The 23,455-nt window shown below is 72.1% G+C and carries 16 protein-coding genes and 1 pseudogene; 10 read left to right on the forward strand and 7 right to left on the reverse strand.

Annotation, left to right across the window (positions count from 1 at the left end; translation table 11 throughout):
• Positions 1–198: 198 nt before the first annotated feature.
• The 3 genes and pseudogenes from J7E93_RS03360 (at position 199) to J7E93_RS37950 (ending at position 2,684) form a co-directional block, all read left to right on the forward strand.
• The gene (locus J7E93_RS03360) at positions 199–1,308 is read left to right on the forward strand and encodes an aldose epimerase family protein (protein ID WP_215065708.1); all 1,110 of its coding nucleotides are present in this window, start codon (positions 199–201) and stop codon (positions 1,306–1,308) included.
• Between the two features lie 158 nt (positions 1,309–1,466).
• A pseudogene (locus J7E93_RS37945) lies at positions 1,467–1,832 on the forward strand (cellulose binding domain-containing protein); the annotation flags it as partial.
• Complete coding sequence (locus J7E93_RS37950; protein WP_374105353.1) at positions 1,827–2,684, forward strand: hypothetical protein; 858 nt, start codon at positions 1,827–1,829, stop codon at positions 2,682–2,684. The pseudogene J7E93_RS37945 and the gene J7E93_RS37950, both read left to right, overlap by 6 nt.
• 79 nt (positions 2,685–2,763) lie before the next feature.
• On the opposite strand, the gene J7E93_RS03370 is transcribed toward J7E93_RS37950, so the two are convergent.
• Together J7E93_RS03370 and J7E93_RS03375 are read right to left on the reverse strand one after the other, a co-directional pair.
• On the reverse strand, positions 2,764–3,978 hold the full coding sequence (locus J7E93_RS03370) for an aromatic amino acid transaminase (RefSeq protein WP_215065709.1): 1,215 nt from the start codon (positions 3,976–3,978) through the stop codon (positions 2,764–2,766).
• Complete coding sequence (locus J7E93_RS03375; RefSeq protein WP_308367673.1) at positions 3,971–4,954, reverse strand: DMT family transporter; 984 nt, start codon at positions 4,952–4,954, stop codon at positions 3,971–3,973. Before J7E93_RS03375 ends, J7E93_RS03370 begins: the two co-directional genes overlap by 8 nt.
• Positions 4,955–5,101: 147 nt before the next feature.
• On the opposite strand from J7E93_RS03375, the gene J7E93_RS03380 reads away from it, so the two are divergent.
• The 3 genes from J7E93_RS03380 to J7E93_RS03390 all read left to right on the forward strand — a co-directional run bounded on the left by J7E93_RS03380 (position 5,102) and on the right by J7E93_RS03390 (position 8,062).
• On the forward strand, positions 5,102–5,590 hold the full coding sequence (locus J7E93_RS03380) for an Lrp/AsnC family transcriptional regulator (RefSeq protein ID WP_215065710.1): 489 nt from the start codon (positions 5,102–5,104) through the stop codon (positions 5,588–5,590).
• Between the two features lie 135 nt (positions 5,591–5,725).
• Positions 5,726–6,652 carry a MurR/RpiR family transcriptional regulator gene (locus J7E93_RS03385; protein WP_215065711.1) on the forward strand — a complete coding sequence of 309 codons (927 nt, stop codon included), beginning with the start codon at positions 5,726–5,728 and terminating at the stop codon, positions 6,650–6,652.
• A 363-nt stretch (positions 6,653–7,015) separates the two neighbouring features.
• Complete coding sequence (locus J7E93_RS03390) at positions 7,016–8,062, forward strand: substrate-binding domain-containing protein (RefSeq protein ID WP_215065712.1); 1,047 nt, start codon at positions 7,016–7,018, stop codon at positions 8,060–8,062.
• On the opposite strand, the gene J7E93_RS03395 is transcribed toward J7E93_RS03390, so the two are convergent.
• Genes J7E93_RS03395 through J7E93_RS03405 form a run of 3 tightly spaced genes read right to left on the reverse strand, consistent with a single transcriptional unit; the run spans position 8,046 to position 11,487 of the window.
• Positions 8,046–8,756, reverse strand: a complete 711-nt coding sequence (locus J7E93_RS03395; RefSeq protein WP_215065713.1) for a sulfite exporter TauE/SafE family protein — start codon at positions 8,754–8,756, stop codon at positions 8,046–8,048. The two genes, J7E93_RS03390 and J7E93_RS03395, sit on opposite strands and share 17 nt — an antisense overlap.
• A complete protein-coding gene (locus J7E93_RS03400) occupies positions 8,753–10,162 on the reverse strand; it encodes an amidohydrolase family protein (RefSeq protein ID WP_215065714.1) in 1,410 nt (469 codons plus the stop codon). Before J7E93_RS03400 ends, J7E93_RS03395 begins: the two co-directional genes overlap by 4 nt.
• Complete coding sequence (locus tag J7E93_RS03405) at positions 10,159–11,487, reverse strand: uracil-xanthine permease family protein (protein ID WP_215065728.1); 1,329 nt, start codon at positions 11,485–11,487, stop codon at positions 10,159–10,161. The genes J7E93_RS03400 and J7E93_RS03405 overlap by 4 nt, the downstream gene beginning before the upstream one ends.
• A 683-nt stretch (positions 11,488–12,170) precedes the next feature.
• Here J7E93_RS03405 and J7E93_RS03410 point away from each other — a divergent pair.
• The 4 genes from J7E93_RS03410 (at position 12,171) to J7E93_RS03425 (ending at position 16,289) form a co-directional block, all read left to right on the forward strand.
• Positions 12,171–13,595 carry a nucleobase:cation symporter-2 family protein gene (locus tag J7E93_RS03410; protein WP_215065715.1) on the forward strand — a complete coding sequence of 475 codons (1,425 nt, stop codon included), beginning with the start codon at positions 12,171–12,173 and terminating at the stop codon, positions 13,593–13,595.
• A 62-nt stretch (positions 13,596–13,657) separates the two neighbouring features.
• Positions 13,658–14,362, forward strand: coding sequence for a DNA-binding transcriptional regulator (locus J7E93_RS03415; protein WP_215065716.1), 705 nt, complete (start codon positions 13,658–13,660; stop codon positions 14,360–14,362).
• A gap of 64 nt (positions 14,363–14,426) precedes the next feature.
• Complete coding sequence (locus J7E93_RS03420) at positions 14,427–14,987, forward strand: FABP family protein (protein WP_215065717.1); 561 nt, start codon at positions 14,427–14,429, stop codon at positions 14,985–14,987.
• 120 nt (positions 14,988–15,107) lie between these two features.
• Positions 15,108–16,289, forward strand: coding sequence for a cytochrome P450 (locus J7E93_RS03425; RefSeq protein WP_215065718.1), 1,182 nt, complete (start codon positions 15,108–15,110; stop codon positions 16,287–16,289).
• 64 nt (positions 16,290–16,353) lie between these two features.
• Here J7E93_RS03425 and J7E93_RS03430 read toward each other — a convergent pair whose 3' ends face one another.
• Both J7E93_RS03430 and J7E93_RS03435 read right to left on the reverse strand, forming a co-directional pair.
• Positions 16,354–19,635, reverse strand: a complete 3,282-nt coding sequence (locus J7E93_RS03430; RefSeq protein WP_215065719.1) for a type I polyketide synthase — start codon at positions 19,633–19,635, stop codon at positions 16,354–16,356.
• Between the two features lie 37 nt (positions 19,636–19,672).
• A partial coding sequence (locus J7E93_RS03435) for an SDR family NAD(P)-dependent oxidoreductase (protein ID WP_215065720.1) occupies positions 19,673–23,455 on the reverse strand: 3,783 nt, incomplete at its 5' end.

Raw genomic sequence — 23,455 nt, forward strand, 5'->3', positions numbered from 1 at the left:
CGAGATTTCGGACTACGTACGGGATTTCGCTCGCCGAAGGATGTCGGGCTCGGTGACGTCACGTCAACACCCCGATACGTGCCGGAAATGAACCGCGCGGGAACCGTTGACAGGTCCGGCGCCGCATCACTACGGTCGCGCCACGATTTCGAACGCATGACGAAATATCGAACGTCCGATGCGAGGAGCCGTAACGAGATGACCGTCAGGAGACGTGCGGTGATGGCGGCGGGCGGCTCCGGCGGCGTCGGCGGACCGGTGAAGGAGCGCTTCGGCACCCTGGCCGACGGGACCCCCGTCGACCGCTGGACCGTGTCCGCCGGGGGGACCCGGCTGGGCGTGCTCTCCTACGGCGGCATCGTCCAGTCCCTCGAAGTCCCCGACCGGCACGGCCGGTACGCGAACGTGTCACTGGGCTTCGAACGGCTCGAGGACTACGTCTCCCGCAGCCCGTACTTCGGCGCGATCATCGGTCGCTACGGCAATCGCATCGCGGGCGGCACCTTCACCCTCGACGGCAGGCAGTACCACCTTCCCGTCAACGACGGCCCCAACAGCCTGCACGGCGGGACCAAGGGCTTCGACAAGCGGATGTGGGACGTCGAGCCGTACGCGCAAGGGCCCGGCACCGGCCTCACCCTGCGCCACGTCAGCCCGGACGGCGACATGGGATATCCCGGCACGCTGCGGGTCCGGGTCGACTACGTCCTCACGCCGCGCGGTGACTTCCGTATCCAGTACGAGGCCACGACGGACAGGCCCACGGTCGTGAACCTCACCCACCACACGTACTTCAACCTGGCGGGAGAGGGCAGCGGCACCATCCTCGACCACACCCTGCGCATCGCCGCGTCCCGCTACACCCCCGTCGACTCCACCCTCATCCCGACCGGCGAACTCGCCCGGGTCGCACACACCCCGTTCGACTTCCGCACCGCCAAACCCATCGGCCGGGACATCCGCGACGCCCACCCCCAGGTCCTCGCCGGCAGCGGCTACGACCACAACTTCGTACTCGACAAGGGTCTGACCGGCACTCCGCAGCATGCGGTCACCGTGGCGGAACCCGTCACCGGCCGCGTCATGAAGATCGCGACCACGGAGCCGGGCGTCCAGTTCTACAGCGGCAACTTCCTCGACGGCAGCCTGGCGGGCACCTCCGGCAAGGTCTACCGCCAGAGCGACGGCTTCTGCCTGGAGGCGCAGCACTTCCCCGACTCACCCCACCACCCCTCCTTCCCCTCGACGGTGCTACGCCCGGGAGAGACCTACCGGTCGACGACCGTGCACTCCTTCACCGCCCGCTGACACCCCGGGGAAGCCGGCTCCGACCGGCTTCGCCGAAGGCGGCAACCTGTGGGTGTTGGACGGCGACTACCGGGTGAGGCTCAACTACCCGGGAGTTGCCGATGAGTTCGAGATTCCATGGAAGCCACCGGCTCCGCCGGCCGCGGCGACCGGTATCGATGGTGGTCGCCGGTGTTCTGCTGACGGCTGGTGTCGTCGCGGTTCCGGTGGTGGCCAGCGGGGCGGTCGCCGCGTGCAGTGTGTCGTACGCGGTGACCGGGCAGTGGAACGCCGGTTTCCAGGGCGCCGTGTCCTTCACCAACAACAAGGACGCGGCACTGGAGAGTTGGACGCTCACGTTCGACTTCGGCGGTGGTCAGAGGGTCACGCAGGGCTGGGGCGGAACGTGGAAGCAGTCCGGCTCGACGGTGACCGTCACGAACACCGGCTGGAACGGCGCGGTGGCTCCCGGCGCGGCCGTGAGCACGGGCTTCCTGGCGTCCTGGTCCGGCGCGAACCCGGCCCCCACGGCGTTCAAGGTGAACGGGGAGACCTGCGCGACGGCCCCCGGGACCCCCACCCCCACCCCGACCTCGACACCCACCCCGGCCCCGACGCCGACGGCCACCGTGCCGCCCTCCGACTCATGGAACCCTCCCGCCGAGCTCGTGCGGCCGCTGAACGAGGTCTGGAACCACGTCGAGTCGACCTATCCCGATCTCTACGGCTTCAAGAACTACGGCTGGGACCAGATCATCGCCAACAAGGGCCGCGTCAACTACTGCGTACGGTGGGACTCCGACACCCCGGTGACCGCCGCCACGCGTGACAGGATCCACGCCGCCGTGAAGAAGCAGTACGCCAAGTGGACGGGCTCCCTCGTGGAGAACGGTGCGGGCTACAACCGCTGGCCGTACACCGATGTCCGGGTCGACATCGTCGGCTGGGCGGTCAAGGACCGCTCCACCCTCCAGTGGAGCGACGACTCCGTGGACGTCTACACCGGCATCCTCGACAGCGGCGGCGCCCCGCAGTGCGCACCGCCCTGCGGGCGCTTCTTCCACCAGGACGGCGACTACTCCCGCTGCCCCGGCGGGGAGCCGGCCCACTACGACCAGTCGCTCTGGCTCACCAAGGGCTTCCAGGGAGGCGCCGGCGGCGACTGGGGCCAGCGCGTGGGGCAGGAGTACTTCGTCAACGCCCTCGACCAGGAGAACATCCACATCTATCTGCACGAGGTGGGCCACACGTTCGGCCTCGACGACTTCTACGACTGGACCCCGACGGGCGTCTCCCGCTTCATCATGAACGCCGGGAGCGCCACCGAGATCACCCCCTTCGACCAGTGGATGCTGCGCGACTTCTGGCGGCACCTGAAGAGCCGTTACGGCTATTAGGGGAGCGCCTTCGGGCGGCGGCGTGCCTCCGCGGCGGGGACCGCACCCCGCGGCCGGCCGCACCCCGCGCCCGGCCCCGTCAGAGGGACGGGACGGGGCGTGCCGTGTCCACCGTGTCGAGGACCGCGGCGATGCCCTGCGCCAGGGTCGGGATGCGGTGGGCCGATACCCCCGCGATGTTGATGCGTCCCGAGGCCGTGCCGTAGATCGCGAAACGCCTGCGCAGTCGGCGCATGTCGTCCGGCGTGAGCGGCAGCATCGAGAACATGCCCTTCTGGCGGGCGAGCGAGTGCGCCTCGGTGGCGCGGCCCAGCGCGGCGAGGTGGGCGACCAGGTCCGACCGGTTGGACGTGATCCGGTGACGCATCACGTCGAGTTCGGCACGCCACGCGGCGCGCAGATCCTCGTCCTGGAGGATGGTCGTGACCACGGCGGCACCGTGCTCCGGAGGCATCGAGTACAGCGTGCGCGCGGCGTTCTGCAGTGCGGTCTCCACGTGCCGCAGCGCCTGTCGTGACGAACCGAGGACGACCGCGCAGCCGGTGCGGTCGCTGTAGAGCCCGAAGTTCTTGGAGCAGCTGACGGAGATCAGCATCTCCGGCAGCCGGTCGGCAAGCATCCGGGTGGCGCGCAGGTCGGCATCGAGGCCGTCGCCGAGCCCGTGGTACGCCAGGTCGACGAAGGGGATCCAGCCGTTCGTCGCGGCGAGCTCCGCCAGCTCCTCCCACGTCTCGAAGGAGGGGTCGACTCCGGTCGGGTTGTGGCAACAGCCCTGCAGCAGAACCACGTCGTCGCGCCCCGCGGCACGCAGGTCGTCGAGCATGTGCGTGGTGTCGGGAAGCCCGGCGGCGTCGAGCCGGCCGTACGTACGGACCGTCAGGCCGGCGGCCTCCAGGATGGGCCGGTGGTTCACGTACGCGGGGTCGCTGATCCACACCGTCGTGCCCGGGCGGGTCTGGCGCACCAGGTCCGCCAGCAGACGCAGCGCTCCGGTGCCGGCCACGGTCTGCACCGCCGTGGCCCGCGCGGTACGGGCGTCGGTGCCCAGGACCATGGACAGCATGGCGTGGTTGAACGCCGTGTTGCCCGAAAGGCCGCGGTACTCCTTGGAGGCGGAACGCTCCGCCAGGCGTATCTCCGCCTCCCGGACCGCCGCCATCACGGGGGTGTTCCCCGTGTGGTCGCGGTAGACGCCGAGGACGAGGTTCAGACGCTCCGGGCGCGGATCGGCGGCGTATTCGGCGGCGAGGTCCCACAGCGGGTCGGCGGGCGGCGGGGGAAGAAGCTCAAGCATCGGGGGAAACCTTGTGTCGGGGGCGGCGGTTGGCGAGCACGACGCCGGAGGTGATGAGGGGGACGCCGACCAGGACGGACAGGGTCGGCGACTCGTTCAAGAGGGGGACGGCGAGCAGGACGACGACGACCGGGCTGAGGCTTCCGACGGTCGCGCTGCGCTCCGGCCCCAGGCGGCGGATCGCGAACGCGTACAGCAGGCCGGCGCACAGCCCGACGCCCAGGCCCTGCACCACGAGGAAGAGCAGGATGTCGCCGCCGGCCGCCCGGGCGAGACCGGTGGGAAGGACACCGGCCAGCGCGAGGAGGGCGATGACGGCGAAGGACGGCAGGCACAGCAGCCCGATGGACCCGATGGGGTCGAGATCCACCTCTCGCAGCCCCACCGTGTAGAGGGCCCACAGTCCGCTGGCGACCAGCAGCACACCCGAACCGAGCAGGGCGTCCTGGTCCAGCGCGGCGGTGTGGCGCCAGACCAGCGCGACGACTCCGGCCACGATCAGCACCAGCCCGGCCGTCTGCGTTCCGCGCGGAGCGCCTCGCCCGCTCGCGACCAGGAGGGCCGAGACGAACAACGGGACCATGCCGGGGACGATCGCACCGACGAACGCGGCCGACGTCAGCGAGCCGCCGTACATCGCGGCGAGGAAGAACGGGACACCCGCGCCGCAGACGATCTTGGCTGCGGTGCCCGGCCGCACGGCGATCAGCCGACGTCGGCGGCGCCAGAGGGCGGGTGCCAGGACCAGGAGGGGTACGCCGAACCGCAGCAGCGCGGCATCGGCGGGCAGCAGGGTGGAGCTGCCGAGCGCCCGCGCGCTCAGGGCGAACGCGGCCCAGATGATCACGGTGAGCACCAGGGCCGCCATGCCCGCCGTCCGCGGCGACGGGCCACCCCGCAGGGGCGTGCGCCATGCCGGGACGGCGCTGCCCGTCCCGGCGGGCGGTGCCGCGTCCGCCGCTTTCGTCGCGACCACTGAATTTCCTCCGCTCAGCCATGGGTCGGCGGAATCGACAGCAGTCGATGCCTCCGCTTGGCAACGATAGGAGTTTCGGCGGGGCAGCCGATTGCTAGTTCTGCCCCCCACACCTAGCTTGGGGGCAGAATCTGCCAAGGAGTGACGATGGACGCTGTGGATCTCCAGATCATCCACGAGTTGCAGGCGGACGGGCGGCTGTCCAACCAGGACCTCGCCGACCGTGTCAGGCTCTCCCCCTCGCCCTGTCTGCGCCGGGTACGGCGCCTGGAGGAGTCGGGCCTGATCAGCGGGTACACGGCGATGGTGGACCAGGTCGCGTTCGGGCTCCCGATCACCGTCTTCGTACGGATCGGTCTGGAACGCCACACCGCCGACGCCGTCAATGTCTTCGAGCGGCACGTCGGCCTCATCGATCACATCCAGGACTGCTACCTGATGGCGGGCAGCAGCGACTACCTGCTCAGGGTCGTCATCGAAAGCCTGGAGGCGTACGAGAAGCTGGTGCGCACGCAGATCCACGCCATCCCCGGCATCGCGTCGATCGAATCCAGTTTCGCCTTCGGGAGCGTCAAGCAGTCCAAGGTCTACCCGCGCCCCGGAGGCTTGTCGCGGTCGACCGCTCGCACCCCCTAGTACGGCGACCGGACAAGACAAGGTGGCCAGGGGCCGCACTTCTTCGGCCGCGCCGTCGAGCTGGGGCCGGGGGCGGGAGAAGCGCAGCCGGTGTGAACTATCTTGGGCGGCAGTGGGACGAGAAGGAGGCACCCCGTGCCATCTGGGCAGCAGGCGCGCGCACAGGCAGCCGCGATCACACCGGGCAGGCGCTCGGCTGAGGCGGAGGCGGCCTCTCCCGCCGAGCGGGTGCGGTCGCTCTTCGGGGGCCACCGGCTGTCCCCCGCGCAGCGGCGCATCGCCCAGTTCCTGATCGACCACCTCACCGAGGCCGCGTTCCTGTCGATCACCGAGCTCGCGGAGCGCGTCGGTGTCAGCCAGCCGTCCGTGACCCGATTCGCCTCGTCGCTGGGGTTCAGTGGATACCCCGCGCTCAGGGAGGCCCTTCAGCCCATCGCGCTCAGCGCGGTCGCCGGCGCACCGGACGAGGGCGAGGACAGGCTCCGTAACGAACTCCAGTCGGCGGTCGACGCCGAGATCGAGAACCTGACGTCGCTGCGGCGCGTGCTCGCAGACCCCGACCGGATCCTCGACATCGGCCGTGAGCTGGCCCGGTCCGTCCCTCTGACCGTCCTCGGCCTGCGGATCTCGGTCTCCCTGGCCGAGTACTTCGCGTACGCCGCGCGGCGCATCCACCCCGATGTGCGGGTGGTGACGCGTGGGGGCAGCGTCGCCTACGACGGACTGCTCCAGGCGCGCGAGGCGGGCGGGACATGGGTGCTGGCCTTCGCGATGCCCCGGCACGCCAACGAGACCCTCGCCGTCGTCCGAGCCGCCCGCGGCGTCGGACTGCGCGTCGCGCTCATCACCGACCTGGCGCTCGGGCCGCTCGTCGACGAGGCCGATGTCGTGTTCGCCGCCGGCACGGGGTCACGGCTCGTCTTCGACTCGTACGCGGCGCCGGGGGTGCTGTCGGCGGCCGTCCTCCAGGCCATGGCGGACGCGGATCCCGAGCGCACACAGCTCAGGCTGGAGAAGTACGAGCAGGCGGCGGAACAGCACGATTTCTTCCTGGACGACTGAAATTTTCACGGCCCCGGGTGCATGAAATTTTTCATGCCCTTGCTTACTCGACGGTATATATATTTACTAAAGGTGCCCCCACGGGCCCGAACAGAACACCGCAGGGTCGCCGGCCCCCTCCTCCTCAGGCGACCCTTCGTGTTTGAACGGCGCGCGCCGCGCTACGCGCGGGCGCTTTGTGGCGGCTCCGGTCAACCCCTGGGCCGGAGCCGCCGCACAGAATCCCCCTCCGAGAAGTGACCGAGGCAGCGCTCTCTCGCGCCCCGTTCCGCGCGCTCGCATACGGGCCCGGCCGACGCCGCTGCCGATCGGTCGGCGAAGATAGGGGCATCACCTGTCCTGAGCGCGCGAGGAGCGACGGAGATGCCCCCTTCCGGGTCCGGAGCACGGCCACCGACGATCGCCGATGTCGCCAGTGCCGCCGGAGTGTCACGCACCACCGTCTCCCACGCACTCAACGGACTCGGAAAGGTCGACCCCCGAACCCGGGAGCGCATCAAGCAGGTTGCCGCCGACCTGGGGTACCGGCCCAACCTGCGCGCCCAGCGGCTCCGGCGCGGGCAGGCCAAGGCCATCGCACTCGCCTCCTCCATGCCGTTCGCCGTGGCCGCGGGACCTTCCCGGCTCGGCTTCTACATGGAGATCGCCGCGGCCGCCGCCGAGAGCGCACTGCTGCACGGCTACGCGCTCGTGCTCGTACCGCCCGTGCGGTCCGGTTCGGGCCTGCACTCCGTCGACATCGACGGGGCCATCGTGGTCGAGCCGGACGTGGACGACGCGGCGGCCGCCCACTTGAAGGAGCGTGGGCTGCCGTACGTGACGCTCGGCAGGCCGGTCTCGCCGGACGAGGGAGCGCCCTACATCGACCTGCGAGGCGAGTTCGTCGCCGAGATGCTCCTCGCCCATCTGCGCGAACAGGGCGCCGTACGACCGGCGTTGATCATCGGCTCGGGGGAGCGGCATTCGTCGGTCGATGCCCGCGCCGCGTACGAGCGCCTCGCCGAGGAGCACGGCTGGACGCCGATCGTGGCGACCGCCCCCGAGACGGGCGGTGAAGAGGCCGGTTACCGGTGCTGCGCCCAACTCCTCGCCCAGCACCCCGGGATCGACGCCGTGTGCGCGCTGGTGGACGCCTTCGCCGTGGGTGCGGTCCGGGCGATCAAGGACAGTGGGCGCGCCGTACCGGACGACGTCATGGTCGTCACCCGGTACGACGGACTGCGCGCCCGCACGTGCGAGCCGCCGCTCACGGCCGTCGACCTTCATCTGGACCGGGCGGCGTCCGACGCGGTGGAGTTGCTCCTCGGTCGGCTGCGCGGTGACGTGACGACCGCCGCGGCGGTCGTCACGTCACCCGAGCCCCGGCTGGTCCCGCGGGCCTCGTCCCTGCGGGTCACAGCCCCAGAATGAGGACCAGCCCGGAGACCAGCGCGAACACGAGCACGAACAGCCGCATCCGGTGCCCGTCCAGCCGATGGTGCACCAGGCGACTCGACCACGCACCGGCGGCGATCGCCGGCAGCAGCATCACCGCCAGGCCCAGGTCCTCCGGATGTCCCTTCCCCGTGGCGAACAGCAGCCCCAGGGAGGCGATTTCGCCGATGAGGAAGCAGGTGGCGACGGTGGAGCGCAGCTCGGCCGGCGGTCGGTGCTGGTAGACCAGCGCGAGCGGCGGCCCGCCGACGCCGGTGGCCGTCTCCGTCAGCCCGGTCACCGCGCCCGCGCCGAGATAGGCGGCCCGGCCGGGGGTGAACGCGGGCGCGGCGAGACTCACGACCGCCGCCAGGACGGTGGCGATGCCGACGAAGAGGCCGAGGCTGCGGTCCGGGATCAGCCAGAGCAGCGCCAGTCCTCCGGGTGTGGCGGCCAGCCGCGCGGCGGTGATCCAGCCGGCCCCCCGCAGGTCGAGCGAGGCCCGCTCGCGCCAGGCGACGTACACGTTGAGCGGGATCATCGACGCCAGGACGAACACCGGGAGCAGGCCGGGATCCAGGATGCCGGCCACGGGCGCGACGATCAGTGCGAAGCCGAGCCCACTGCTGCCCTGCACGAAGGCGGCCACGGCGACGGTGATGGCCAGGACGATCAGTGTTGCTGTGCTCACGGTGCGGTGCTCCGCATCCGTGCCGCCGTGGACGTGGGGTGTACGCGGGTGATGGGCGCCCGTTCCACGGCGGCACGCGCCAGTTCGGCCGCCTTCCGTACGAGCGCGGGGCCGTCCCACGTGGTGGGCCGGCCGTGCCACAGCCGCATCCGGCCGCCGACGAACACCGCGGTGATCTGGTCGCGGTTGCCGCGTCGTACCAGCTCCCACGGCACGTCCCAGGAGAGCGCGAGTTCGGGGTTGGTGACGTCGACGAGGAGGAAGTCGGCGGCCAGGCCCTCGGCTATCGCGCCGGTGCGGGACCGGAGGCCGACGGCGTCGGCGCCGCCGCGAGTGGCGTGCTCCAGCCAGGTCCAGCCGGCGCCGCACGACGAGTCGCCGGTGGCGAGACCGTACGTGATCCGCTGGGCGAACTCGGCCGCCTCGGCGAGCCGGAACCCGTCGCCACGGGTCCCATCGGTGCCGAGGCCGAAGCGGATGCCGCGCTCGGCCATCGCCAGGGCGGGAGCGACGGCGTTGCCCTTCCAGGCGCTGGCGACCGGGTTGTAGCTGACGGCGGCCCCGGTGTCGGCGAGCAGGGTCAGCTCGTGGGGTGTGAGCAGGGTGGCGTGCGCGGCGAGCAGCTGTGGGCCGAGCGCGCCGATGCGGTGCAGGTGTTCGAGCGGGCGCAGGCCGTGTCGGAGCAGGGAGCGTTCGACAGCGGCCAGATGCTCGTTGACGTGGATCTGTACGGTGGCTCCCGCCTCCGCGGCGAGGCGGGCGACGCGCCGCAGGGTGGTGGAGGTCGCCGCCTCGGGGATGGAGACGGCGAGGGAGGGGTGGACGAGCGGGTCGCCGTCGTACCGGGCGAGGTGCTTCTCCGCGTCGGCGAGGACGCTTCCGTCGACGACGGAGGGGTCGTCCTCGCCCTTGTCGGCGTCGTCGCAGACGAGACCGAGGACGCAGCGGATCCCGGCGTCGCGGGCGGCGGAGGCGACGACGTCCACGTCCACGTCGGCGCGGGTGCCGGCGTCGGTGACGGTGGTGAATCCGCCGCGCAGGGCCTCGAAAGCGGCCAACTTGGCGGCGGTATAGGCGGATTCCTCGTCCAGCGCGCCCTCCAGCGGTACCCACACCCGCCGGAAGATCTCCGAAGGCTCCCCGAAGGCGAGTGCGGAGCCGAAGCTCTGCGTGAGGTGGTGGTGGGCGTCGATGAAGCCGGGCATCAGGAGATGGCCGGGCATTCGTACGCCGTCGAGGTGCGGATGCGTGCGCCGGAACTCCTCGGCGGGGCCCACGGCCTGGAAGGAGCCGTCGTCGACGACGACCGCGAAACCGTCGGCGGGCCCGTCGGGCAACAGGACGGCGTCCGGTACGAGGAGGAGCGGGCCGGGCCTGTCGAGGAGCTCGCGGATGAGCTGGTTCATCGGTCACTTTCCGTACGGCTGGTGGTCAGGCGGGCGGCGATGCCCGGCCTGATGTGGTGGAAGAGGACGTTGAGGACGGCGGCGACGAACGCGCCGACGGCGACGCCGCTTTCGAGGAGGATGCGGAGGTTCGGAGAGAAGCCCGCGTACACCCCCGGGATGAGGATCGGCAGCAGGCCGAGCGCGAGGGCGACGGCGCAGATGAACGTGTTGGTGTGCCGGTCGAGGTCGGAGCGGCCGAGCATCTGCACCCCGAGCACGGTGATGACCGCGAAGACGACCATGGCCGTGCCTCCGATCACCGCCGACGGGATGACGCTGATGGCGCGGGTCACGGGGGCGAGGAAACCGATGGCGATGAGGACCACGCCGGCCGCGGCGGTGACGAAGCGGCTGCGTACACCGGTGACGCTGACGATCCCGATGTTCTCGCCGCTCGTCACCATCAACGGCAGCCCGAAAGCGCCGCCGAAGAGGGAGGTGAGCGCGTCGCCGCGGACGGTCCGGGGGACGGCGGTGCGCCGGTCGATCTCCTTGCCGACGGCCTCGGCGTTGATGACGGTCTGACCGGTGGCCTCCGCCATGGAGGCGAGGCTGTAGAGCATCAGCGGCAGCGCGGCGAGCAGGTTGAACTGGGGCGAGCCGAACGGCATCAGATGCGGCAGGCTCACCAGACCGCCTTCGACGGCGCGGCCGGTGTCGATGTGGCCGAGGCCTGCGGCAAGCGCGGTGCCGGCGAGGAGGCCCAGCATGACGGCGAGTTGGCGCAGGATGCCGGTGAACAGCAGGTAGAAGACGACGGTGAATCCGATGGTCGCCATACCGAGCATGAGATTGGTGGTGTCGGCGAAGCCCGGCTGCCCGGGACGGCCGGTGACCAGGACGGCCCCGACCTTCACCAGATTGACGCCGACGATGACGATCATCGTGCCGATGACGAGGGCCGGGAAGAAGGCGAGCAGCCGCGAGAAGACGGGCAGCACGACGAAGCAGAAGAGCGCGGTGAGGATGACCGCGCCGGAGGCCGTGCGCAGGCCGTGCTGCTCGGCGATGGCGAGGAAGAGAATGAGCGGCGCGCCGCCCGGCAGCATCACGAACGGCAGCCGGGGCCCGAACTTCCACGGCCCCAGCGACTGGATCAGGGATCCGACGCCGGAGAGCACGAAGGCCGCGGAGAGCAGGTCGACGGTGAGACCGGCGTCGAGGTGGAGGGTGGCGCTCATCAGGAAGATCGCCGAAATGGGCGTGGCGGCCATGACGAGGACGTGCTGGATTCCGAAGAGGAGGATCCGGCCCAGGGGGCGGGACTCGTCGACGGGGTGGATGCCCGAGGCGCCCGAGGCTCCCGGCGTTCCTGAGCCTGAGGTGCTGGAGGCGCCTGACGTGCTTGAGGTGCCTGAGGTGCTGGAGGCACCCGGGGGGTCGGTGGGCTCCGGCGCGGGTGGCTGATCCGTACCGGGAAGGGTCTGGCGAGGACTGGACACGTTCGAGCTCCGATCGGCGTTCGACACGTTCTGGTTCAGCCGCGATCCGGCCCTGGACGGGAGCCAAATCGATTTGGCCAAATCGATTTGGCCGTCAGTATGTGAGGACCCTCGACGGCCGTCAAGGCCTCCGGCGGCAGGCGCCTCACCTCTGTCGAGGTCCCGGCGGCCGTCGGGACCGGGCCGGCCCTCGACCGCGAGAGTGTAAAAAGACGACGAAATCCGTATCTCAAGGGTGGCGGGGCCATCGAATCGCAAGTTACCGGGCGGTTCTGCTTAAAAAAACATGGCCCCTGCCTTGCGTGGTGCCGTACTCGTCCGCAAGGATCTGTCTCCGGCCCGGGCCGTTCGCCCGGCCTCCCTCACGCCTCCATGTCTGGATGCCTGGCCGCGCACCGGTAACCCCGTGCCGCCAGCCGGTGAACCGCCTGATCCGCGCGGCCGCCCGGACGCCCCCTTCGAGGCTCTTCCCGCGACCCGGCGTCGCCCTTCCTCTCGTTCACCTACCTCAAGGCAAGGCAGAGATGGCACCACTGGCCTCGCGCCGACGACCGCCCACCACCCCGCACCCGGTGGACGAGGTCCTCCCGCTCCCCACCCTCGCGCTCTACGGATTCCAGCACGTCCTGGCGTTCTACGCGGGTGCGGTGCTCGTACCGGTGATCCTGGGCAACAGCCTCGGGCTCTCGCGGCAGGAGCTCGTCTACCTCATCAACGCCGACCTGGTCACCGCCGGCATCGCGACCATCATCCAGGCGTGGGGCTTCTGGCGGGTCGGAGCCCGGCTGCCGCTGGTCCAGGGCGCGACCTTCACGGCCGTCTCCCCGATGATCGCCATCGGCCAGGGCGCGGGTGGCGGCACGGCCGGTCTCCTCGTGGTGTACGGCGCCGTCATCACCGGAGGCGTCGCGGTCTTCCTCTTCGCCCCGTTCGCCGGTCGGCTGACCGCGTACTTCCCCCCGATCGTCACCGGCACCCTCCTCACCGTCATCGGCATCGTCCTCATCCCAGTAGCGCTGCAGGACGTGGGAGGCGGCTCGGCGCTGCTCGGCGGCCCCCGCTACGGAGACCCCGCCAACCTCGCCTACGCGGGCGGGACCCTCCTGTTCATCCTGCTGGTGGTGCGGTTCGGCGGGCCGTTCCTGCGCAGCATCGCGGTCCTGCTCGGACTGGTGGGCGGAACCACCGTCGCCTGGCTGCTCGGCGACGCCGACCTCGGGACGGTCGACCAGGCCGACTGGCTGGGGGTCAGCACCCCCTTCCATTACGGCCTGCCGCACTTCTCGGTCTTCCCCATGGTGGCGATGGTCGTCGTCATGTTCATCACCATGGTGGAGACCACGGGAGACGTGTACGCCATGGGGGAGATCACCGGCCGGAAGGTCGACGGCGACACGGTCAGCCGTGCGCTGCGCGCCGACGGTGTCGCCACCGTGCTCGGCGGCGTGTTCAACTCCTTCCCGTACGTGGCGTTCGCGGAGAACATCGGCCTCGTCCGGATCTCCCGCGTCACCAGCCGGTTCGTCGTGGTCGCCGCAGGCGCCTTCATGATCCTTCTCGGCCTGGTGCCGAAGGCGGGCGCCGTGGTGGCCTCCGTACCGCACCCCGTGCTCGGGGCCGCGGCCGTCGCGATGTTCGGCATGGTCGCCACGGTCGGCATCCAGATCCTCGCCAAGGTCGACCTGCGGGAGGAACGCAACGCCATCATCCTGGCCGTCAGTCTCGGCGCCGCGATGCTCCCGACCGCCGTCGCCCCCTTCTTCGAGCGCATGCCCACCGAGGTACGGGCCGTCCTGGGCAGCGGAATCACCCTCGGCACCCTGACGGCGGTCCTGCTGAACCTGTTCTTCCACGTGTTCGAGAGCCGCCGCAAACGGGAGGACATCGACTGGGACGGCCTCGCCGCGTACGACGACGGGACGGGTCCGCAGACCGTCACGGCCCGCTGACCCCGCTCCCGCTCGGCGGAGCCCCACCGCTCCGCCGAGCCGCCCACCGAGGTGATCCGCACGTGTCCCACCCTCCGTTCTCGCCCGACCAGGCGCGGGCCGCCCGCCTCCGCATCGGCCTGACCCCGGACCAGGTCGCCGCGGCCATGTCGCAGTTGGGGCTGCACCGCCCGGTGGAGGCCGTCCTGGCCTGGGAGTCGGGAGCGGTGGCACCTTCGGAGGCCGAACTCTTCGCACTGGCCGACGCGCTGTGGTGCCCCATACCGACGCTCATGGCCCTGCGGCCGAGATCCCTGCGCGAACACCGCCTGGCCCGGCGGTTCAGCGCCGAGCGCCTGGCCCTGCGGATCGGCATGGACCCCCACGACTACGCCCGCGCCGAGAACGACCACCGCTGGAGCGGAACCGACCGGCAGACCCTGCTGCTCGCGGACGCCCTGGACCTCGAGCCGGAGGAACTGCTCCGCGTCATCGGCCGGGCCGGCGAACTCGACGGCCTGCTCCGCCAGGCCGTCGAAGGCCGGTGGAAGCAGCACACCGTGCCCCTCGCCCGGCTCGTCGACGCACCCGAGCGCAGGGTGGCCCAGGCGCTGCGCACCCTGCACCAGGAGTACGCCCACTTCAACGAGCGCTACATGGGCCACCTCGTCGCCCGCAGCGACCACGCACGGCTGAGGGAGATCGCCACGGAACGCGCCGGCTGGCTGCACGCCCTGTCGGACCGCTTCCTCCACCTCGTCGGCGACGACGCCCGGCCCTCGCGATGAGCCGCCCGGCGCCCCGTCCCCGTAGGGTGCCCTCTGCACCGGCCTCGACCCAGGAGCGCACATCATGCTCGACCCCGCCCAGCAGCCCCCGTATCCCGACGCCCTCCGACCGGACGCGGCTCCTGCGCCGCACGCGCTGCTCACGCCGCTGATCGGGCTGCTGGGCACCTGGTCCGGCCGAGGCCGGGGCGGCTATCCGACGCTCTCCGAGGAGTTCACGTACGCGCAGGAGGTCACCTTCCGGCACGACGGGCGCCCCTTTCTCCACTACGAGGCACGCGCCTGGCTGCTCGACGCGGACGGTGCCCCGCTGCGGCCGGCGGCCCGGGAGACCGGCTGGTGGCGACCGCAGCCCGACGGGCATGTGGAGGCATTGATCACCCAGCCCACCGGCATCGCGGAGATCCTGCTCGGCCGGGCCGACGGCGGCACGGTCGAGCTGGCCACCCAGCAGGTCGCCCTCACCCCCACCGCCAAGGAGGTCAGCGCCACGCGCCGCCGCTACACCCTGACGGACGAGGACACGCTCGACTTCGTCCACGACCTGGCGGCGGTCGGCCGGCCCCTGCAGCACCACCTTTCGGCACGGCTCCGCCGCCGGGGCCCTGGCCACGTCGTGCCGTAGCCCCACCGCGTGGACCGGCCGGACGGCCGGGCTCGGCCTTTAGGAGGGCTTTACCGGTGATGCGCACAATTCCGCGTCACCGCGGGCGAACGCCCGCCCTCCTCACCACCAGGGGGCCGAATGCTGCCCAAGTTCCCCATGTCCCGCCAGTGCCCTTACCACCCGCCCGCCGGCTATGCCGCGTTGAAGAAGGAAGGGCCGCTGGCGCGGGTACGCCTCTACGACGGGCGCACGGCGTGGGCCGTCACCGGGTACGCCGAGACGCGGCAACTGCTGGTCGATCCCCGGCTCTCCTCCGACCGGTCCCGGCCGGACTTTCCGGTGCTGGTGCCGCGGATGGCCGCGGCGAAGCTCGTCGCGCTCGTCGGGATGGACCCGCCCGAGCACGATGTGCAACGACGCATGCTGATCCCCAGCTTCACCGTGAAGCGGGTCAACTCCCTGCGGCCGGCGATCCGCCGGATCGTGGTCGAGCGCATCGAGGCGCTGCTGGACGGCGGACGGCGCGAGGCCGATCTCGTACCGGAGTTCGCGCTTCCCGTCCCCTCCACCGTCATCTGCGAACTGCTCGGAGTGCCCTACGGCGACCACGAGTTCTTCGAGGAACAGACCCGGCGGATGCTGATGGCCACCAGCACCGCCGACGAGGCCGCCGCCGCCGGCGGCGCGCTGAACCGCTACTTCGACGAGCTGATCGAGACCAAACTGGCCGAACCCGGGGAAGGTCTGCTCGACGAGCTGATCGTGGACCGGCTCGGGCCGGGCGAGCTGACCCGGCTGGAACTCGCCTCGATCGCCATGTTCCTGCTGGTCGCCGGACACGAGACCACGGCGAACATGATCGGACTGAGCGTCCTCACGCTCCTCGAGCATCCCGAGCAGCTCGCCCGGCTGCGCGCCGACGAGCGGGTCGCGGCCGGGGCGGTCGAGGAGCTGCTGCGCTTCCTGTCGGTCGCGGACGAACTGCAGCGGGTGGCGGCCGCCGACATCGAGATCGGCGGACAGGTGATCCGGGCCGGTGACGCCGTCTACCTGCCGAACGCCGCAGCCAACCGGGCGCCGGAGGTCTTCCCCGAGCCGGACACCCTCGACGTCGGCCGCGGCACGCGGCACCACCTGGCCTTCGGCTACGGCATCCATCAGTGCATCGGCCAGAACCTCGCCCGCGCCGAGCTGGAGATCGCGCTGTACGAACTGGCCGTGCGGCTGCCGGGGTTGCGGCTCGCCGAACCGGTCGAGCAGCTCGGGACGAAGCCGGGAGGGTCGGTCCAGGGCATCCTGCGCCTGCCCGTCGTCTGGTAGACCGCCGCAGAAAACGGTACGGGCGGGCGGGCGCCGGGGACCTCCCCGGCGCCCGTGCCGTACGTCACGCCGCCGGTGCCTGTTCCTCCAGGAACCGGGCCACCGCCGCCGGCGTCGGGTAGTCGTACAGCAGGACGGGCGGCAGCGGGAGGCCCGTCGCCTCGCAGAGCCGGTTGCGTACCTCCAGCGCGGTGAAGGAGGAGAAGCCGATGTCGAGGAAGTTGTCCTCGGCGTCGATCAGCTCGGGCGAGGCGTGGCCGAGTACGTCGGCCGCGTGGACCCTGACCAGATCCAGGTACGAGGCCTCGGTCACGTCCGTGGAGTCGCCGGTGGAGACGTCCGGAGTGACATCGGTGGCCTCGGCCGGCGCCGCCTCCTCGGCCGCCGCCCGCGCTTCTGTCCCCGCCGCCTCCGTCCTCGCCGTCGGCTTCCCCGCACGGCCCGGCCACCAGTAGTGGCCGTGCTCGAACGGATAGGTCGGCAGCTCGACCGCCGCCCCCGCCGCCGTGGGCTCGCCGTACCACTCCCGCCAGTCCACCGCCTGTCCCGCCACGTGCAGCCGGGCCAGCGCCCCGGCCAGCGAGGCCTCCTCCGGCCGGTCCCGCACCAGTGACGGCACGACCACCGGCACGGCGGCCCCGGACGGCAGAGCGGCGCCGACCATCGGGGCCAGCACCGCATCCGGGCCCACTTCCACGAAGGCCCTGACCCCCGCCTCGTACAGCGACGTGACGACCTCCCCGAAGCGCACCGGCGAACGCAGCTGCCGCGCCCAGTACTCGGGACGGCGCAGCTCCTCCCACTCCACCGGCCGACCCGTGAGATCGGAGACGACGCGCAGTCGGGCGGGCCGGAAACCGAGCCCGGCCACGACCTTGCCCAGCGGTTCCAGGGCGCCGTCCATGTGCGGGGAGTGGAAGGCGTGGCTCACACGCAGCCGGCTGGTCCGCCGGCGCCACACCGTGAGCGCCGCCGCGATCTCCGCCACGGCGTCCGCGTCACCCGAAACCACCACCGAGGACGGCCCGTTGACCGCGGCGAGTTCCACCCGCCCCGCGTACTCGCCGAGCAGCGCGAGCACCTCCTGCTCGGAGGCCTCGCAGGCCAGCATCGCGCCCCCGGCCGGCTGCTCCTGCATCAGCCGACCCCGCGCCGCCACCAGGGTGCTCGCGTCCTCGAGCGACAGAACCCCGGCCGCCGCGGCCGCCGTCAGACCGCCGATCGAGTGCCCGGCCACCCACTCCGGCTCCGGCAGCAGTGTGCCGAGGTGACGGAACAGCGCCAGTTCCAGCGCGAACAGGGCGGGCTGCGCGAACTCCGTACGCTCCAGGAGAGCCGCCTCCGCGCCGTCCCGGTCCGCGAGCAGCACCGGCAGCAGGGGTCGTCCCAGCGGGGTGTCGAACGCCGCGCACACCTCGTCGAGCGCCGCGCGGAACGTGGGCCGGGAATCGTACAACTCCCTCCCCATTCCGCGCCGTTGACTGCCCTGGCCGGTGAACAGGAACGCCGTCGTCGGGCGCTCACCGGCGGTTCCGCGTACGGTGCGCGCCGCGGCCGGCCGGCCTGCGGCCAGATCGGCCAGAGCCGTCAGCGCGCCCTCCCGCCCGCCCGGCAGCACCGCCGCCCGGTGCCGCAGCGGACTGCGCCCGAGCGCGAGCGTCCGGCCGACCTCCGCGTCCGGCCACTCGGCCCCCGCGCCCTGGAGCCGGGCCAGCAGCCGTCCGGCCTGCGCCCTCAGCGCGTCCTCCGTACGGGCGGACAGCAGCCAGGGAGCGGAGGGCCCGGCCTCCGACGCGTGAGGCTTTGGAGCCCGGACCTCCGAAATCCCGGCCTCCGAAACGCGGGTCCCCGACGCCTGAGTCTCCGACGCCTGCGTCTGCGAAGTCCGGGTCGGCGAAGTCCGGGTCTGCGCGGTCCGGGTCTCCGAGGGACGGGTCCGCAGTGTCCGAGGTGCCGGATCCTGCGGCGCCTGCTCCAGGATCACGTGGGCGTTCGTGCCGCTGATCCCGAACGAGGACACCCCCGCCCGGCGCGCCCGCCCGCGGTCCGGCCAGGGCACCGACTCCGTCAGCAGCTCGACCGCGCCCGCGGTCCAGTCGACGTGCGGGGTCGGCTCGTCCACATGCAGGGTGCGGGGCAGCACCCCGTGCCGCATCGCCCCCACCATCTTGATGACGCCCGCCACCCCGGCCGCCGCCTGCGTGTGCCCGATGTTCGACTTCAGCGAGCCCAACAGCAGCGGCTCACCCGCCGGCCGCCCCTGACCGTACGCGGCGAGCAGCGCCCGCGCCTCGATCGGGTCGCCCAGCCGGGTGCCCGTGCCGTGCGCCTCCACCACGTCGACCTGTTGCGGCGCCAGCCGGGCCGAGGCCAGCGCCTGTGCGATGACCCGCTCCTGCGTGGGCCCGTTGGGCGCGGTGAGGCCGTTGCTCGCCCCGTCCTGGTTGACTGCGGACCCCCGCAGCAGCGCCAGGACGCGGTGCCCGTGGCGCCGGGCGTCCGACAGCCGCTCCAGGAGCACCAGACCGACCCCTTCCGCGAACCCGGTACCGTCGGCCGCCGCCGCGAACGCCTTGCACCGGGCGTCCGGCGACAGACCGCGCTGCCGGCTGAACTCCACGAGCAGCAGTGGCGTCGCCATCACCGTCACCCCGCCCGCGAGCGCCAGGTCGCACTCGCCGTTCCGCAGTGCCCCGGCCGCCAGATGCATCGCCACCAGCGAGGACGAGCAGGCGGTGTCCAGGGTGACGGCCGGCCCCTCGAGACCCAGGTGGTACGCGACCCGCCCGGACGCGACACTGGTCGCGTTGCCGGTCATCAGGTGCCCCTCGTACCCCTCGGGGACCTCTCCGGGCGGGGGAACGTACGCCTGGGACACGACCCCCGCGAAGACCCCCGTCCGGCTGCCCCGCAACGAGGAGGGAGCGATCCCGGCGCGCTCGAACGTCTCCCACGCCACTTCGAGGAGCAGCCGCTGCTGCGGGTCCGTGGCGATGGCCTCGCGGGGTCCCATGCCGAAGAAGGCCGCGTCGAACTGTCCCGCCTCGTGCAGGAAGCCGCCCTCCTGGGTGTACGTCGTGCCCGGCCGGTCCGGGTCGGGGTCGTACAGCCCGTCCAGGTCCCAGCCCCGGTCCACCGGCAGACCCGAGACCGCGTCGCGCTCCTCGGCCACCAGCTGCCACAGGGCCTCGGGGGAGTCGGCCCCGCCCGGGAACCGGCAGCCCATCGCCACGATGGCGACCGGCTCGTGGCTCTTGTCCTCCAGCTCCCGGATCCGCCGCTTGGCCTGCTTGAGATCGGCGGTCGCCCGCTTAAGATAGTCGCGGAGCTTCTCCTCGTTGCTCATGGCTGTCGCACTCTCTCCAGGGGATACGGGTACGGGCTCAGGAGGCATCGAACTCACCGTCCAGTTCGCGGAACAGCTCCTCGTCGGTGGCCTCCGCCAGATCTGTCGTGCCGGCGTCGGATCCGTCGCCGACGGTGCCGCCCGCCGGGCCGGACTCCTCCTCCCACCGCCACAGGGCGGCCCTCAGCCGCTCCCGCAGCGCGGGGAAGTCCGGGCTGTCGACGGTCACCGACGCCAGCAGCCGGTCCAGGTCGGCGGCCGCGTCGTCCGGTGCCAGCAGACCGAGGAGCTGCTTGGCCAGCGCCTGCGGCGTCGGGAAGTCGAACACCAGCGTCGTCGGCAGCCGAAGCCCGGTCGCAGCCCCGACGCGGTTGCGCAGCTCCACCGAGGTCAGGGAGTCGAAGCCGATCTCCTTGAACGCCCGGTCCGCCGCGATGCCGTCGGCCACCGTATGGCCGAGCACGGCCGCCACCTGATCCCGTACGAGGTCGAGCACCATCCGCTCGCGCTCCGGACCGTGCAGCGCCGCCAGCCGGTCCGCGAGGCTCTGCGCCGACACCCGTACCGCCTGCGCGGCCCGGCGCACGACCGGCCCGCGCACCAGGGCGCGCAGCACCGCCGGCAAGCCCTCCGGGCCCGCCTCGGCGGCCCGGGCCCGTAGTCCCGTCAGGTCCAGCGTCGCCGGTGCCATCAGCGGCCGCCCCGCCGACAGCGCCGCGTCGAACAGCGCCATGCCCTCGGGTACGGACAGAGGGACGAGCCCGCCCCTGCCGATCCTGGCCAGGTCCGCGTCCGCCAGATGCCCGGTCATGCCGCTGGCGTCCTCCCACATGCCCCAGGCCAGCGAGACGGCCGGCAGGCCGAGCGCACGCCGGTGCACGGCCAGCGCGTCCAGGAAGACGTTCGCGGCGGCGTAGTTCGCCTGCCCGGCCCCGCCGAGCTGACCGGACGCGGACGAGAACAGGACGAACGACGACAGGTCCAGCCCGCGGGTCAGCTCGTGCAGATGCCAGGCCGCGTCCACCTTCGGACGCAGGACGGCCTCGGTCTTCTCCGCGGTCAGCGAGGCGAGCACACCGTCGTCCAGGACCCCGGCCGCATGCACGACGTCCGTGAGCGGCTGCTCCGGGTCGACCGATGCGAGCAGCGCCGCCAGCGCCTCCCGGTCCGCGGTGTCACAGGCCGCGATCCGCACCCGGGCTCCCAGCGCCGTCAGTTCGTCGGCCAGCTCGGCCGCGCCCGGTGCCTGCGGTCCCCGGCGGCCGGTCAGCAGCAGATGCCGGACCCCGTGCTCGGTCACCAGATGGCGCGCGAGGGCCGAACCGAGCGTGCCCGTACCGCCGGTGATCAGCACCGTTCCCGGCCGGGAAGGCGCCTCCAGGGTCAGCACCACCTTTCCCACCTGCTGCGCCTGCGAGAACCAGCGGAACGCCTCCGGCGCCCGACCGACGTCCCAGGTGGTGACCGGCAGCGGCTCCAGCGCACCCTCCTCGAAGAGGGCCAGCACGGAGGTGAGGACGCGACCCACCGTGTCGGGATCCATGTCGAGGAGTTCGAACGGCCGGTACGCGACGCCCGGCCGGACGGACGCGACCGCCTCCGGGTCCCGCAGGTCGGCGATGCCCATCTCCACGAACCGTCCGCCCGGACCCAGCAGGCGCAGCGACGCGTCGATGAACTCGCCGGTCAGGGAGTTCAGTACGACATCGACCCCGGAGCCGCCGGTGGCCGCGAGGACGTCCTCCTCGAAACCGGTCGTACGGGACGACGACAGGTGCGCAGTGTCCACGCCGCGTGCCCGCAGCGCGGGCCACTTGGCGGGGCTCGCCGTGGTGAACACCTCCGCTCCCAGATGGCGGGCCAGTTGCAGCGCCGCCAGGCCCACACCGCCGGCGCCGGAATGGATCAGGACCCGTTCTCCGGCCTTCACCCCCGCCAGCTCGACCAGGCCGTAGTACGCGGTGGTGAACACGGCCGGCACGCCCGCCGCGCGGGCGAACGACCAGCCCTCCGGGATACGGGCGATCAGCCGCCGGTCGGCGAGGGCCACCGGCCCCACCGCCCCCGGAACGAGACCGAACACCCGGTCACCGACCCGCAGCCCTTCGACACCGGGGCCGGTCTCCAGCACCGTCCCGGCCACCTCCGTCCCGAGCGGCGCACCGGCCTCCACCATGCCCAGCGCGGTCAGCACGTCCCGGAAGTTCAGCCCGGCCGCGCGCACCGCGATCCGTACCTGCCCCTCGGCCGGGGCCGCACCGGCCTGCGGATACGGCGCCGCGCGCAGGTCGTCCGGCGAGCCGCCCGGGGTCTCCAGCCGCCAGGGACCGCCCTCGGTGGGCAGCGGGAGGGGCGCGGCCTCCGACGCGGCCGTCAGACGCGGTACGAGGATCCTGCCCTCCCGGAGGGCGAACTGCGGCTCCCCGGTGGCGAGCGCGGCGTCGAGGACCAGGCGAGAGGCCGAGGCCCCGTCCGGGTCGTCGAGGTCCACCAGGACGATCCGGCCCGGGTTCTCCGTGGCCGCGGACCTGACAAGACCCCACAGCGGGGCGGCCGCCAGATCCGGCGCGTCACCGGGGCCTGCGGCCACCGCCCGCCGGGTGAGCACCACCAGGCGGTCCTCGGCGTCCCGTTCGATCCACTCCCGCAGCCTGGCGAGCACGTCCGCCACGGCCGCGCGGACCGCCTCGGGGGCGGGACCCGGGTACGTACCGGTCGCGTCCAGGATTTCGTACGGTACGGGCCCGGCCGGATCCGAGGGCCATGGCTCGGCCATCGGGGTCCAGACAGGCTCGTACAGCGACCGCGGCGCCGACGTCCTCGGCGCGGAGGGCAGTTGACCGGGCGCGACGGGGCGCAGCGTCAGCGTCTCGACGGTCAGGACGGGCGCCCCAGCCGGATCGGCGACCGAGACGGTCACCGAATCCTGTCCACCGGAGCCCGGTGCGACGCTCACCCGCAGTGCGGTCGCCGCTGTCGCACGCAGGGACACGCCGCTCCAGGAGAACGGCAGCCGGACGCCCTCACCCAGGAACTCGCCCAGACCCATGGTGTGCAGCGCCGAGTCCAGCAGCGCCGGATGCAGGGTGAACCTGGCCGCGTCGTCGTGGTGCTCCGGCGCCAGCGACACCTCCCCGTGGACGGTGTCACCGGCACGCCAGGCGGCGGTGAGGTTCTGGAACGCCGGCCCGTACTCGTACCCGAGGCGTGCCAGCTCTTCGTACAGGTCCGTCACGTCGAGGGGCTCGGCTCCCGCGGGCGGCCAGACCCCGTCGGGCGCGTGATCGGCCGCGGGCACGGGCGGTTCGTACGTCGTCGGCGCCAGCACGCCGGAGGCGTGGCGGGTCCAGGAGGCGGACTCGTCGTCGGGTCGGGAGTGGACGGAGATCGTTCGCCGTCCGGTGTCGTCCGGCGCGTGGACCGAGAGCTGGACGCGGACGCTGCCCCGCGCCGGGACGAACAGGGGGGATTCCAGGGTGAGTTCGTCGATCGCGGGGGACTCCACCTGCTGGGCCGCCCACAGGGCGAGCTCCAGGAGCGCGGTGGCGGGCAGCAGGGGCGTGCCGTTCACGGCGTGGTCGGCGAGCCAGGCGTGCGAGGAGGCCGGGATGCGTCCGGTGAGAAGGAGCGCGTCGCCGTCGGCGAGCGTGGTGACCGCCGTGAGGAACGGGTGATCGGTGGAGTCGAGGCCGAGACTGCCCGCGTCGCTGTGCGCGGCAGGGCCTTCCAGCCAGTAGCGGTGGTGTTGGAAGGGGTAGGTGGGGAGGTTGGTGGGTGGTGTGGTGGGGGGTGTGGTGTGCCAGGTGGTGGGGGTGCCGTG

It is taken from the genome of Streptomyces sp. ISL-36 (assembly GCF_018614205.1).
Taxonomy (GTDB): domain Bacteria; phylum Actinomycetota; class Actinomycetes; order Streptomycetales; family Streptomycetaceae; genus Streptomyces.